General features: G+C 60.5%; 12 protein-coding genes. All 12 read right to left on the reverse strand.

Annotated elements, in window-relative coordinates:
• Nucleotides 1-110: 110 nt before the first annotated feature.
• The gene (locus H7C18_RS30035; protein WP_185132817.1) at nt 111-1,841 is read right to left on the reverse strand and encodes a DUF4855 domain-containing protein; all 1,731 of its coding nucleotides are present in this window, start codon (nt 1,839-1,841) and stop codon (nt 111-113) included.
• A gap of 122 nt (nt 1,842-1,963) precedes the next feature.
• Entirely contained in the window at nt 1,964-3,316 is a 1,353-nt protein-coding gene (locus H7C18_RS30040) for a hypothetical protein (protein WP_185132818.1), read from the reverse strand.
• A 43-nt stretch (nt 3,317-3,359) separates the two neighbouring features.
• On the reverse strand, nt 3,360-4,142 hold the full coding sequence (locus H7C18_RS30045) for a M55 family metallopeptidase (protein ID WP_185132819.1): 783 nt from the start codon (nt 4,140-4,142) through the stop codon (nt 3,360-3,362).
• A gap of 432 nt (nt 4,143-4,574) precedes the next feature.
• Complete coding sequence (locus H7C18_RS30050; protein ID WP_185132820.1) at nt 4,575-5,498, reverse strand: Gfo/Idh/MocA family protein; 924 nt, start codon at nt 5,496-5,498, stop codon at nt 4,575-4,577.
• Nucleotides 5,499-5,577: 79 nt separating this feature from the next.
• Nucleotides 5,578-6,591 (reverse strand): zinc-dependent alcohol dehydrogenase, encoded by a 1,014-nt coding sequence (locus H7C18_RS30055; protein ID WP_185132821.1) that lies wholly within the window; start codon nt 6,589-6,591, stop codon nt 5,578-5,580.
• Nucleotides 6,588-7,307, reverse strand: a complete 720-nt coding sequence (locus tag H7C18_RS30060) for an N-acetylmannosamine-6-phosphate 2-epimerase (RefSeq protein WP_185132822.1) — start codon at nt 7,305-7,307, stop codon at nt 6,588-6,590. The genes H7C18_RS30055 and H7C18_RS30060 overlap by 4 nt, the downstream gene beginning before the upstream one ends.
• A 41-nt stretch (nt 7,308-7,348) precedes the next feature.
• Entirely contained in the window at nt 7,349-8,419 is a 1,071-nt protein-coding gene (locus H7C18_RS30065) for a glycoside hydrolase family protein (RefSeq protein WP_185132823.1), read from the reverse strand.
• A gap of 50 nt (nt 8,420-8,469) precedes the next feature.
• Nucleotides 8,470-9,354: a carbohydrate ABC transporter permease gene (locus H7C18_RS30070; protein ID WP_185132824.1), complete on the reverse strand. Its 885-nt coding sequence runs from the start codon at nt 9,352-9,354 to the stop codon at nt 8,470-8,472.
• Nucleotides 9,354-10,286, reverse strand: coding sequence for a carbohydrate ABC transporter permease (locus H7C18_RS30075; RefSeq protein WP_185132825.1), 933 nt, complete (start codon nt 10,284-10,286; stop codon nt 9,354-9,356). The genes H7C18_RS30070 and H7C18_RS30075 overlap by 1 nt, the downstream gene beginning before the upstream one ends.
• 57 nt (nt 10,287-10,343) lie before the next feature.
• Complete coding sequence (locus H7C18_RS30080) at nt 10,344-11,708, reverse strand: ABC transporter substrate-binding protein (RefSeq protein ID WP_238358072.1); 1,365 nt, start codon at nt 11,706-11,708, stop codon at nt 10,344-10,346.
• A 166-nt stretch (nt 11,709-11,874) separates the two neighbouring features.
• On the reverse strand, nt 11,875-12,975 hold the full coding sequence (locus H7C18_RS30085; protein WP_337913929.1) for a mandelate racemase/muconate lactonizing enzyme family protein: 1,101 nt from the start codon (nt 12,973-12,975) through the stop codon (nt 11,875-11,877).
• Nucleotides 12,976-13,182: 207 nt separating this feature from the next.
• On the reverse strand, nt 13,183-14,121 hold the full coding sequence (locus tag H7C18_RS30090) for an ROK family protein (RefSeq protein WP_185132827.1): 939 nt from the start codon (nt 14,119-14,121) through the stop codon (nt 13,183-13,185).
• Nucleotides 14,122-14,472: the final 351 nt, after the last annotated feature.

The following is a 14,472-nucleotide window of genomic DNA, read 5'->3' on the forward strand; positions in this document are numbered from 1 at the left end:
CATTTTCTCAGAAGATTGACATATTGATTATGGAGATTTTTTTCTAAGCAAAAGAGACAGGCCCCGCCGCCCGCGGGGCCTTGCTTACGCCGTCCGATTCTGCTTCGGACCTAGGGTTGATAGACCCCTTTGATATACTGATACGTCTTGTCGTACACCTGCCGCGCCTCCGGATCGGAGGACTTCGCCGCGGTCAGCAGCGTCTTGACCTGCTGGTAGAACGCCTTGAACGCGTTCATGTACCCGTGCTCGACCCCTTTGTCCAAGTAAGCATAATACTTTGCCCGCAGCGCCGGGTCCGTCAGCACGCCGTCGGACATCTCATGCTCGACGCCCATGCCGTTGTCGTAGGCAGCCTGCGCGACCGTATCGACCCGGTCCGCGGCCGTATTCTGGAACAGATAGTTCGGCTGCATCAGCGCGGTATCGAACCCGTCGGCTTGCCAATCGCTCCAGCCGCGGGAGAAATAATACGGAATCCACTGCAGCTTGGCGCCCCGGCCGTGAACGTATGACGAGGTCCATTGAACGAGCTTGTCTTCGTTTACCGTCGTCTGGCGGGACATGAGCTCGTTGTACCAATAGAAGGCGGCGAGCTTGATGTTATGATAGCCGGCGGCTTCCCAGCGCTTGTACGCTTCGTCCACGTACCATTTAACCACTTTCTCGCGGTTCAGCAGCGCCTGCTCCTCGCCGACCTCCCGAACGTTCATGTTCTCGCTGATGCCGTCGCCGTCCACGTCGCCGAAGTCGCTTTGATCCGTGCGCGGATAAGGGATGGAGATGACGACCTTGGCGTCGTACGAGCCCTTCTTCAGCTCCTGCTTCGCCTCGCCGACGGCCTGGTCCAGCGCGCCGAGATCGTAATCGGTTCGGAACAGGCGGTCCAGCGTCTTCTCCCAATCCGCTTTGTCGGTCGGAAGTCCGGTCGTGCCGTAGTTGGCCCCGTTCAACAGCGGCCCGTATTGAAGGAAGAGGAATCCGTCGAATAGGTAGTCTTTCCGGTTCATCTGCGGGTCCACGTAGGATACGTAGGGCTTCAAGTCTTCCTTGGTGTAAGAGATCCAATCGGCGGGCTCGTACTGCCATTCGCCGGTGTACAGCAGCGCTTCATTGGAGATGCCTCCCGCCTGCGGCGAGCCGGCCTTCGGGTAGCCTTTGTTGTTCTGCGAGTTGTCGGGGGTCGGATGGGGCTTCTTCCCGGATTGGTCCGGTGTGCCGAGCACCTCGATCTCGTCCATGAACATCCACGATTGGACCGGGATGTCCAGCTTTACGTAACGCGCCGTCTTGTGCACGCCTTCGATGCCGATCTTCTGGGCGGCCGGCCCCGCAAGCGTCGTCGGAAGCTTGCTGACGCCGTCCGCCAGGCGCTCCCACTTCTTGCCGTCCTCCGAGACGTAGAAGGCGACGGAAGAAGGGAAGAAGATGCCGGAGGCGTTGTCCTGCAGCACGTTCACGTCGATCTTCTCGACCGTGCCGATCTCGCCTAGATCGATCGTCACGATCCGGCTGCCCTGCCAGATTCGGCCCACGAAGGCGGAGTTGGAGAACGAGGTGCCGCCATAGACGCCGTCCGTCAGCTGGCCGCCGGTATCGTCCGGATGGGCGGCTTCCGTCTGGGAGAATAAGGCGTCCGGAGCGTAAGGCGTCTCGAGCGTGTAGCTCTTGCCCAGCGCCAGGTCGGTCAGTTCCGGCGTGTCCGGCCGGGACGCCGCTGCGGCTGCGGATGTCGCGGGGGAGGACTCCGACCCGGAGCGATCCGCGGAGGCAGACGTCGCCGAGAGGGACGCTCCCGCCACCAGCGCCGCCAACAATGCGAGCAATGGCCTGTTTTTCATACAACACTCTCCTCTGTCTTGGATTGATTTTCATCCAAATTTTACTCGAGAAGGAGATATTGTTCATTATTTTCGGTATATTTGGACAATTTATTCTCATCTTTTGTCCGTTCGCCGTCGGGTTAGCAGATCAGATCGTCCAGGAAGCTCATCCGGTATTTCTGGCGCGGGCGTCCGCGCGAAGCTCCCTTCTCTTCGCCGACCACCTCGACGAGCCCTGCGTCCGTCCACGTCAGCAGGAACCGGTGCGCGCTCCGGACCGTCACGCCCAAGACGGACGCCAAATCCCGGGCGTAATAATCGATTCTGCCATATCGGGTCGTATGGCCGATCAGCTTGCTTAAGTAGAGGGTGGTGAGACCGACCTCCCCCGCCTTCTTCACCAGAGCCGCATCGACGAGAGCGAGGCCGAGCTCCATCGGCTCGGTCATCTCCAGAGGCCCGATGACGCTCTCGTCTTCGCGAACGATGTAGCAGGCGTTTCCGCCGCCCTCCTTCGCCAGGAAGAGCGATTGCCTCGCGCGCGTCTCCGCCTCCCCCGCGGAGCAGCCGAACCCGATGCCGATGCTGAGCGCGGCGCCGGCCTCAATCAGCGCCTGCTTCGCCAGCGGAAGCCGCTTGTACCCGGCCGTCTCGCGCTCGAGGATTCCCCGCGACGTGACCAGCAAATATTCATCGCCGGCCAAGGGAGTCAGCGATCCTTCCAGAAGCTCGGCGAAGTCCAGGAGAATCGAATGGATCGGAAGCCGCAGGCGATCGGCCGTACGCTCCGGCGCCCCACGATCGGCGCTGCGGGAGAGACGCTCCACGCGAATATATCCGATCACGAACTGAGCTTCTTTGTTTCTCCGCCATTCCGTCGATAGCAAGGCCCGCTCCAGCGTGACGATAATGTCCTGCTCCGACGGCACGATCCATTCGACGGGGATCCCCTCCTCCGCCAACTGCCCGGCCACGCTCTTCAGCGCCGTCAAGGCGCAGCGGGAACGGCCGGATCGGTACTGGTCGCGGTGATAAGCAATCAGCTCCGAAGCGGAAGGATTGGCGCATCCCTCATAAACGGCCAGTTCGATCGGGTCTCCCCCGAGCCCCTCGAGCGCCGCTTCGACGGCGGAGCGCGGCAGGGTATCCGCCGAGAGGGCCGACAAGCCGCAGCTTCTCTCCAAGCGCAGCAAACACCGGTTCAACCCGGAACCGGTTAACGGAACGAACAGCGCCGGCACCCGAAAATGGACACGGGCTCTGGCAAGCCGATACGGAATCTCTCCCGTGAACAAGAGCAGATCCGCCTCCTCGGAGGCGAATCCGGCGAGCTGCGGCGCTTCCGCGACCCGCCGGTAGGAGCGGATGGACGGAAGAAAGGAAGGGAAGCGCTTGAGACAGCGTATCATCATCGGCATCACTTCTTCGGGCCCGATCACGGCGATTCGGATCCCGGACGGTTCCGTTCGGTGCGGTCGTCTTTCCGTCAGCATCCGGCGTCCCTCCTAACGTGCGGAATGATGAATGGCCGGCGGGTTACAAAGGTAGCCGAGAGAGATCGTCCGTCACGATCCGGACCGTTCGTTCGTCCAGGAAGACGGCGTCCGGATTCCCAAGCCAGTACGCATCCTCGATCGGCCGATAATAGCGGGCCTCGAACACGTAAGGCGCCCGGATGCCCGTGAACGGCGCAATCCGGGGCATCTTCCTTACCGCCTCGGCCGCTCCTTCGCGAATAGCGCGGCACGCTTCGGCCGCGGGGCGATGCTCGGCCGCTTCGAGGCCGAGGCCGACTTTCGTTACCGCCGTCACGATGCCGGGAACGAACATGGCCGCTTCGGCCGCGGCTTTGTCGTCCCCGGACAGGAAGACCACGGGGACTCCCCGCAGCCCGGCAAGCAGAGCTCGCGCGCCGAACTCGCCGATGAAAATATCGTTCAACCGGTAATACATCACGTCCCGCGAGGAGTACGTGTGGCAGAGAGGGGCCGCGACCGTGCCCGCCATCGCATGCTGGCCCACGAACAGCATCGCGTCGTAGCCGCCTTCTTCGAGCAGCCGGCAGACGCTCGTTCCGATCAGGCTGACATATCGGCAGCCGGCCAGATCTTCCGGGAAGAGGCCTCCCGTTCCGTGCCCGTCGATCGCATCGATCTCGGCAGCCGGGTCGACCGAGAGAATTCCGGCGGAGCAAGCGTTCACTTCTTGCCCCAGCTGCCTCATGCCCGCTTCCTTCGGAGCCGTCTCCTTCGTTCTCGTCCGGCTGAAGGAATCGACGCCGGCCGCGCCTTCCAAGTCGGTCAGGATCATATATTTCATGAACGCGCCTCCAGTCTTCGGCAATCGTTGCGAAGTCCATTTTACGATACGATGTTATGCATCGTATCCGTCGTCTCGTTGGCGCTTGCTTACGCACGTTGCGATGTTTAGCATCGCAAGCGTCTTGATTGGGCTTCTCACTCTAGGCGAAAAGCATTCGATACGATGTTATGCATCGTATCCGTCGTCTCGCCGGCGCTTGCGTGCGCCCGTTGCGATGTTTTGCATCGCAAGCGCCTTGATTGGGCGTCTCACTCTAGGTGAAAAGCATTCGATACGATGTTTTTCATCGTATCCGTCGTCTCACCGGCGCTTGCGTGCGCCCGTTGCGATGTTTTGCGTCGCAAGCGCCTTGATTGGGCGTCTCAACATTAGGCGGCTTCGATGAGAGCCACCCGAATGAAGCTGTCCGCGGACAGGATCACGGCCTTCCTATGAATTCGCCGGTTCGAGCTCGACCGGCCCGCCGCCGTTCTCCCGGCTTTGGTTGGCCGCTTCGACGAACCGGATAATCTCCAGCGTCTCGCTCATCCCGACGGCGGGGACGCCGGTCCGGAACATCTCCATCACCTGCTCCAGCAGGCTGGCGTAGAAGGGCTTCTCTTCGCTCGCGATATTCGCGAACGAGGAACTGCGCTCCCGGGCGATCGCAGCCGCGAACGGGAATCCTCCCGACCGGCTGCCGCGGATGGTGCCGACCGTTCCGTCGCTCCAGACGCCGACGATCGTCTCGGCGTCTCCCGAGCCCGACGCCCTCACGCAACGGCAGCCGGTGCCCAGGATCGCATACAGCATCTCGGCCGAGTGGATGCCGTACCAGAAGTAGCCCCGCTGGGTCGGCTCCATGAACATCGGAGCGTAGCAGTCTACGCCGACCGGCCTGTCGTCTTCCCGGCCTTGCAGCTGCTTGGTCAACGCCTCCGCGTAGCGAAGCGCCGAGGAGCTCATCACCGGCACCGACTTGGCCCGCGCCAGCTCCGCGATGGCGGTCGCCTCCTTCAAGCTGCACGCCAGCGGCTTGTCGATAAAGACGGGCTTGCCGCCGACAGCCACCGCTTCGAACTGCTCCAGATGAACCCGCCCGTCCGCGGACAGCAGCAGAACGGCGTCGCACTCCGCCGCCACCTGCTCCGGACGGTCCGCCATCCAAACGCCGAACCGGCGGCTCATCTCCTCCGCGAACCCGGCCACGCGTGACCGGCTCAGCTCGAAGTCCGGCGACCCTCCCGGGTAGGCCAGGACGACTTCCCCGCCCGGCACGCGATAGCGGTGAGACCGGTCGTTCAGCAGCTCCGCGAAGGCGATCGAGTGGGACGTATCCGTCCCGACGATCCCGATTCTCATTCGCTCCGTCATGAGACCCCTCCCCGCCGCCGAACCGATGCGTCCCGCTTCCGAGCCTCCATTTTCCATGCCTTCGTTGTCCTCGCCGGACTCATTCGTACCTTACCAGCACGCCCAGCGTTTTGCTAATATCCGCTTTCATGGCGACGTAAGCTTCCGGAGCTTGGCCGATGGCGTACTCGTGAGTGATCAGCGATCCGAGCTGCAGCCGCCCTTCTTCCAGCTGGCGAACGAATTCGCCCATATTGCGGCCTTCCGTCCAGCGGACGTACGACTTCGGATAGTCGATATGGCCGTCCTCGTACTGCTCGTCGTACCGCCCGGGCCCCGCCGCGCGGGCGATAAGGAAGTCGGCCTCCTTCTGGAAGAACAGCTCGCGGGGGAATTCGATCGGCACGTTGCCGACGAGCACGAACTTGCCCCGGAACGCCAGCTTCTCCATGCTGGATTCGATGATTTTCGGGCTGGAAGCGTGAGCCACGAGCGCGATGCCGTCGAAGCCGTGGCCTTCCGTGAACCGGTCGATATGCTCTCCGAGCCGCTCGTCGTTCACCAGATAAGCCTCGACGCCGAGTGCCCGGGCCGCCGCGACGCGGGCCGGGTCCATATCGGTCGCCAGCACGCGGTAATTGGCCTGCTTGCAGAACCGGACGATCAGCTGCCCGAGCAGCCCCAGTCCGACGACCCAGACCGTCTCCCCGAATTGCAGCGAGATTCGGCGGACGCTGTGGATCGCCACCGAGCTGAGCCCGACCAGAGCCGCTTCCCGCAGATGCTCGGCGGAAGACAATTTGGCGCACAGCTGCCGCGGAACGGAGAGCTGTTCGGCATGGTACACGTAAGGGCCGCCGTAGCAAGCGACCGGATCCCCCGGCTTCAGGTCCCGAACTTCGGAACCGACCGCGACGACTTCGCCGGAGGCGCTGTAGCCGAGCTTGAATCCGTCGGGAACGTCCATGTTGTGAATCAAGTTCAGTTCGGTTCCCGGGCTGATGGACGAATATTTGACCTTGACCAGAACGCGATGCGGATGGTCTTCGGTCAAACGGGGCGCTTCTGCTTCCTCCAGCACGGCGGCGCGCTGCTTAACGACGATCTGTCTCATGAACGGGTTCCTCCTTGGGGCTCCGAAAGTTGTAGTTGATCGAAATAACCGGCAATTCGGTCGACGAACCGTTTCGTGACCAGCTGCGGACGCGTGATCGCGGTTCCGACCACCACGTATTCGGCGCCGCTGGCGAGCGCCGTAACGGCATCGTCCGCGCTCCAGATTCTTCCCTCCGCGATAAGGGGAACGGAGAGCTTGCCGCCGAGCGCTTCCACCAGCTTCAGGTCCGGCCTTTCGCTTTGCGGGCTGTAAGGCGTATATCCCGACAGGGTGGTGGAGACGTAATCCGCGCCCAATCGCTCCGCGGCCAGTCCCTCCTCGGCGACGGAAATATCGGCCATGACGCGCGCTCCGGCCTGGTGGACGCGCTCGATCAGCTTCTTGCCCTTCGCGTACCGATCCTCGCGGTCCGTCAGATCCAGCGCGACGATGTCCGCTCCCGCTTCCAGAATCGCCTCGACATCTTCCAGCTCCGGCGTAATGTAGATGTCGGACCCCGATATTTTCCGTTTGATCAGACCGATAACCGGAACGTTTACCGACTGTTTGATCGCTTTGATATCGTTGTAGCCGTTGGAGCGAATGCCGATCGCTCCTCCTTGCTCGGCCGCCACTGCCATGCGGACCATCATTTCCGCCCCGTACAGGGGGTCCTCCGGAGCGGCTTGGCAAGATACGATAAGGCCTTTCTTAGTTAGCGGCCGTGTAGCCATATCCGGTAATCCTCCTTTGCATTGCGAACTTCCGGTCCGCGCTATTCGAGCTCGCCGCCGGATTCGAAGGCCAGATTCGCGAAAAGCGAAGCGAAGCCCGCGGCTTTGCGGAAAGTCGTCGTCACCGGCGTGCGGTCCGGAACCGGGTTCCCGATCTTCGGACGGAACCGCGCGACTCCTTGCTCGGCCAGCTCCGCCGCCGCTTCGGCGAACCGGTCCTCGCCGAGCTTGCGGACCTCCGGTGCGGAGCTGCGGCAGAAGCAAAGATAAAGCTCCCAGCCGTTGCTCCAATCGCGGCTCCACCAAGGCGCCTCCGTCGCCTCCGACGGAGGCTGGCGGATCGCCTGCAGCATCGTATTCATCGCTTCCTCCGCGACCCGCTCCCAGCGGATCTGAAGCTCTTCGTCAAGCAGCGGCAGCGCGGAATGCGCAAGGCCGACGATCGTCGCTTGATAGAGAACGCTGTTGCCCATGAAGACGGAACCGTCCCAGTTCTCGATGTACGGCCACCAGCCCGGCTCGTTTTTGCCGAAGCGGTCGGCCAGATGAACGAAAATTTGCCGAACCTTCTCCAGGTAAACCGGGTTGCCCGACAACTCGTAGGCTCTGCCGAACGTATGCGCCGCGTACATGTCTCCGTTCAGCACGTCGAAGTCTTCGCCGGGCCGCTTCAGGATGGCGGCCGGATTGCGCGGCGACACCTGCGTCAGCAAGTAATCCGCCGAGCGGATCAGGCTCGCCTTGGCTTCCTCGCTGCCCGTTGCCCGGTGCACGTGGTACAGGCTGTCGGCAATGGCCCCTACCTCCGCGATATCGACGGTGTCCGGTTCCCCTTTCTTGACGTAGAAAGGCTGCCCGAACCCGCCGCCGGGCAGTTGGCGCCGCGCGGCTTCCCGAACGAGCTCCCGCGCGACGTTCAGACCGTCGTCCGACCCGTTTCTTTTTCCCGCCCAAGCGTAGAAAGAAGCGGCCGCTCCCGTCGTGCAGCAGCTGGCCCGGTCCCCCAGCTCGTCGTCGTAGATATACCTCTCGCCCGTCTGCGGATCCTGCCTTAGCAGGCTGTCGAAATACGGCTTCAAGACGGTGATGACCTGAGAAGCGAAAGACAGCATGTTCGGTTCTCTCCCTATGGTTGAAGATGAATGAACGCATGCCGGCGGCGTTACTTGGAGCCGGTCAGCGTAATGCCTTGAATGAATACCTTCTGAACGAAGAAATAGAGGATGATGATCGGAATCGTGAACAGCGAAGCGGCCGCCATCAGCATGCCCCATTCCACGTTGTGCTCGCCGATGAACGCCTTCAGCCCGACCGACAGCGTCCACTTGTTCGGATCGTTCAAGTAAATGAGCGGCAGCTGGTAATCTTTCCATGAACTGAGGAAGACGAGCAGTCCTACGGTAAACAGCGCCGGGATCGACAAGGGAAGGATCATTCGCGTGTAGATTCTGAATTCCGATGCTCCGTCGATTTTGGCCGATTCCGTGATCTCCCAAGGAATTCCCATGAAGAACTGTCTGAGCAGGAAGATGTAATACGCCGCACCGAAAAAAGCGGGCAAAATGAGCGGCCAGTACGTGTTCACCATGTTCATCTTGTTGTACAGAATGTAGAGCGGCACCATCGTGGACTGCGCCGGCAGCATGATCGTTCCCATCATGACCATGAACACGACGTTTCGCCCCTTGAAAGGAATGCGGGCCAGACCGTACGCGGTCAGCGGAGCCGCGATCAGCTCGCCGAGCACGCACATCAGCGATACGAACAGCGTGTTCAGCGTGTAGCGCAGAAACGGGATCGCATGAACGGCGTTCGAATAGTTCGCGAAATACAGCTTTTTGGGCCACCAGACGAACGGTATCGCGAAAATATCGTCGATCGACTTGACCGAGGTCAGCAGCAGGTAGGCGAACGGTCCGAGGAAGAAGATGCCGGCCAAGCATAGAATCGCATGCTTCAGGACCGATTTGGCGACCGGCTTCATTCCTCTTCTTCCGGCGGCCCCTTGGGCCGACGAAGCTCCGGTAACGGTGGATTGGCCGGACATCACTTGTCACCTCCATAGTAGACCCAGCGCGCGGACGTTCGGAAGATGACGAGGGCGCAGATCATCACGACGACGAACAGCATCCAAGCCATCGCGGAGGCGTAGCCCATGTTCAGGAACGAGAAAGCCTGCTGGTATAGATAGATCGAATAGAACAACAAGGAATTTTCCGGCCCGCCGGTCGATTGCGTCGCTTCGGCGAACACGAGTCCTTCGGTAAAATACTGGAACGAGGCGATCAGCATCATGATCAATTGGAACAGCGTCATCGGCGAGATGGACGGGAACGTAATGACCCAGAACTGTCTCCACTTGCTTGCGCCGTCGATCTCGGCCGCCTCGTAATACATCTTGGGCACGTCCTGAAGCGCCGCCAGGTACATGACGGTAATCGTTCCCGTTCCCCAGAACCCCATCAGGATGAGCGACGGTTTCGTCCAATCCGGATCGACCAGCCAGTTCGGGCCGGCGATTCCTATATAATGAAGTCCCATATTGATCAAGCCGTACTGGGAGTTTAATAGCCACATCCACAGAAGCGAGCTGGCAACGGCGGGAACGAGCGTCGGCAGGAAGTAGATCGTTCGGTACAGGCTCTGTCCCTTCACCTTGGCATTGAGCAGCAGCGCCATCGCCAGCGCGTAGGCCATATGGGGCACGACGCCGACGATCGTAATGTAGAGCGTGTTGTACATCGACAAATAAAACTTGTCGTCATGGAACAGCTTCCGATAGTTGCCGAGCCCCACCCATTTGGGCGGAGAGAACAGGTTGTACTCGGTGAGACTATAATAGAAAGAAGCCAGAATGGGATAGAGCTGGAAAATGAAAAAACCGATAATCCACGGGCTGGTAAACAGAAGGCCGACGATCAGCACTTTCCGGTTGCGCCTGCGGATTCCGATCGCGTTGTCGTTTAGGATCTTCGCCATCCTTCCGCCTCCTTTCTTCCATGATAAGCGGGCCGGTGTTCGCGGCCCGCTCCCCTCTTATTTCCCGTCGGCCAGCGGCTGAATCTTCTCCGCCACTTTGTCCATGGCCTCCTGCGGCGATTCGGTTCCCTTGAGCGCCTTCTCGGTCTCCTCGGACAGCGACTGCAAGTATTCGTTGATGTAGGAGCTGTTCGGGAAGCCGTTCAGGTTCTCGCTCTTCGCGCTCTCGTAGAAGTCGGCCATCGTTTTGTTCGAATCGACGTAGAGCCGGTCGTCGCTCAGCGCGTCCTTGATTGTCGGAATGACGTGGGCGTCAAGCGAATATTGCACCTGCGTATCCGTCGTCATCAGGTACTGCATGAATGCCCATGCTTCCTCCGGATGCTTGGCCTTCGCCGGGATGAAGACGGCGCGCGGGCTGACCATGCCGGATCCCTTCAGCTCCGGATGATCCGCCGGGTAAGGGAACGGAGCGACGCCGATCGGCCCGTCCGCGGCCCTCTCCGGCATGAAGTTGTATTCCCAGCCGACCATCATCGCCATCTGGCCGGTCAGCAGCGGATCCTGAGCCGTGCCGCGCTTGCCCATGCCGGACTTGAACTTGTCGATCTGGCTCTGCCCGAATTCTTCATAGAAGGAACGCTGATACGCGATGGCTTTCACGTTCGGTTCCGCGTTCGGCGTCAGCTTGCCGTTCGAATCGATCCAGGATCCTCCGAAAATAACCGGCCAGAACACGTTGTCGATCCACGGATAGTCCGGAATGAAGCCGATCTGCGTAATATTGCCCGAGGAATCCTTCTTCGTCAGCTTCTTCGCGTAATCGGACAGCTCCTCCAGCGTTTCCGGCGGCTTTGTGAGCCCGGCTGCCGCGAAATCCGCCTTGTTGTACATGAGCGAGCTGGCCATGCTCATCGTGAACGGCATCGCGTAATATTTGTCGTTGATCATCATCCGGTCCATGGCCGCGGGAATGATGCTTGAGACATCGAAGCCGGATTTGGAGATGTCGTCCGTCAGGTCCCGGACCGCGCCGGCGTCCGCCCACGGGCCGATGTTGTTCCAGTAGGTGAGCAGTACGTCGGGCGCCGCGCCGCCGGAGATGGCGGTCAGTTGCTTCGTCGGATCCTGGTTCCCCAGCATTTTGACCGTAATATGGTCCTGACTCTTGTTGAAGTTGTCGACGATCGCGGTGATCGGCCCGGCGTCCGCGTCGGTATACGTCGTCCAGAACGAGATTTCGACCTTGTCTTTCGGCTTGGCGCTCGCATCGGCGGCCGAGCTGGCGCTCGGGCTTGCCCCCGCCGCGCTCGCGCCTGCGCTCCCCTCGTTGTTATCATTCGAACCGCATCCGGCCAGAACGGACAGGACAAGAACGCTTGAGCCCAACAATGCCAACGGTTTTTTTCTGAATTTAGCCAAACTGGACGCCTCCCTTATTCCTTGCAATAAAAGTGATGAAGCCGCTTGAACCGTATCCCCTTGACTTGCCTCGACGCCGGGACACCACCTCCCCTATGAAAAGCAATCCAATATTGGCGGACAATTCCCCTTTTTCCAAACAAAAATCACGGAGAAAATCTTCAATTCACTTTAAAAAAAAGGCTTGAAGCTTGTCCGTCGAGATCCTGCAGCCGATCCCCGGCCGGTCGGGCAGCGTTGCGCTTCCCTCGTCGATCGTCGGTCCCTCTTCGACCGGATCGTCCTCCAGAAACAGCGGACCGTTCAGATCGGCCGGCTCTGTAATCCCCAAGCAATTGAACAAGTGCGCGCTGGCCGCCAATCCGAGCCGCGACTCGGTCAATCCGCCTCCGAGGAGGCCCAGCCCCGCTTCCCTGGCAAGCTCCCCGCAGCGCTTCGCGCCCGACAAGCCGCCCATCTTCGTTACCTTGACGACCACCGTATCGCAGGCTTCCGCCCGGATGGCTTGAACGAGGTCGCCCGCCGTCCAGATGCTCTCGTCCAGCGCGACCGGAACCGACGTTTTCCGGCGCAGCTCGGCATGGCCGAACAAATCGTTCGCCCGGAGCGGCTGCTCGAATACGTCGACCCCCAGCCTCTCCATTCGCTTCGCCAGCTTGACCGCCTGCTGCAACGTGTAGGCCTGGTTCGCATCGGCCCGGAAGAACAGATCCGGCGCGGCTCCTTTAACCGCCTCCAGAATGTCCGCGTCCGCCGCCGGATCGAGACCCAGCTTCACGTCGACGCCCCGGTATCCTTTCCGCTTGGCGTCGGAAGCCTTGCGCTCCGCCTCCGCCGGGTCGGGCGTACTGATCAGGTAAGACAGCGAGATCCCCGGACGGAAGCCGGCGAACCACATGTCGGCCAGCCGCCGGCCGGTCGCGCAGCCGATCAGATCGTGCAGCGCCATGTCCACCGCGGCCTTCGCGATCGGCTGTCCGCTGCCGTAACCCGGCTTGATCTCCCGGTTCATAATCGAGTGGACGGCTTGCAAGTCGACGGCGTCCATTCCCAGCAGCGCCGGCTTCAGATAACGGTCGATCGTGCTCGCGACCGTCTCCGGCGTCTCGTAGCTCCATCTGGGGCTCGGTCTCGCTTCGCCCCAGCCTTCCGCGCCGTCATCCGACGTCACTCTGACGTACACGTGCGGAGCTCCGCGGCTCTTGTCGCCGACGGTCCCGCCGGAGATGGCGAAATCCTGCTTCATCGGGAGCGACAACGCAAACACCGTTATGTCAGATATCCTAACCTCTAACCCCTCCATTCTCGTTTCTCCGTTTGAGTTGACTTTATTCTAATGCAGATTTGAGAAAAAATCTTCACTTTCGCGATTTAAAGACGAATTTTTCTCCGATATTTTGTTGGACGGCTTCAAAAAACACCAAATAAACGTCAATTTACATGACGTTATATGGTATTTATATGTAATTGTTGATTATGGGGCGATGCTCATCCAAGTTCGCCTCGCCGCTCCGATCACCCCAGCCATATTGCCGAGCTCCGCCGGCAGGATGGGCAGCTCGGGTTCGTCCGCGAACCCGTGAAGCGTGAGGCGCCGGACATGGCGGCGAATTCTCCCGAACAGGAACTCGCCCTGCGCCGATATCGCCCCTCCGATCACGATCGCGGTCGGATTCAAGCTATGGATGAGATTGGCGATGCCGACCGCCACGTATTCCGCGTACCGTTCGACGATCCGCAGCGCGGTCTCATGGCCTTCGCGGGCTTGCGCGAAAATATTCTCGGGCGTTTGGGACCATTCGGCGCCGTCCGCCATTTCCGGGGCCCACCTCTTCAATGCCGTAACGGAAGCGTACTGCTCCCAGCAGCCGCGCAACCCGCAGGTGCAGGCTTGCCCGTCCATCCTAACGGTCTGATGCCCGTACGCGCCGGCATATCCGTTCCTTCCCCGGTAAGGCTCCCCTCCGGTAATGAGGCAGCCGCCGATTCCGGTTCCCAGCGTCAAGCAAATAAACCCGTCCCGCCCGCGCCCGGCTCCCAGCCAGCGTTCCCCGATAGCAACCGCATTCACATCGTTCTCTACGAAAACCGGGAGAGAAGTATGCGTCTTCAATTCGCTCGGAACGCAAGTCCCCTGCCAACCCGGCAGGTTGTCCGTCGCGCTTCCGATCAAACCGCTTGTCGTAACGTATCCCGCCGTCCCGATCCCGATGCCCGCCAATTCGAAGGGCCGCTCGGCGGCCATTCGTTCATACCCGTGCACGATCTGTCCAAGCTTGCCCAGCAAGCCCGCCTTGCCTCCCGCAGCCTCCGTCGGAGTCGAGTTCTGCTCCCGGACTCGTCCGTCTTCCCCGACCAGTCCGCTCTTGATGTAAGTTCCGCCGATATCGATCCCGATCGCGACCCGGTCCATGGAAGGCCTCCTTCTGCGCTCGCCTGTTGATTTCTTGTTCGATCATATCACACCGTTTTGAAATAAATCAATATTCCTTTTTATTTTATAATATTGGAGATTTTATTCACCGTTTAAAAAGGAGTGCGATCCCGCCCCGTTTGCGTCGCCGTAAGCTTCCCGACTAAATTTCCGCCCAAGAGACGAATCTGGTTACTCTCTTTCGGTGCGCTTCTCGGAATTCGGCCCCAGAGACGAACCTGGTTACTCTCTTTCGGTTCGCTTCTCGGAATTCCGCCCAAGAGACGAACCTGGTTACTCTCTTTCGGTTCGCTTCTCGGAATTCCGCCAAAGAGACGAACCTGGTTACTC

The sequence above is a fragment of the Cohnella zeiphila genome (assembly GCF_014212055.1).
GTDB lineage: Bacteria > Bacillota > Bacilli > Paenibacillales > Paenibacillaceae > Cohnella > Cohnella zeiphila.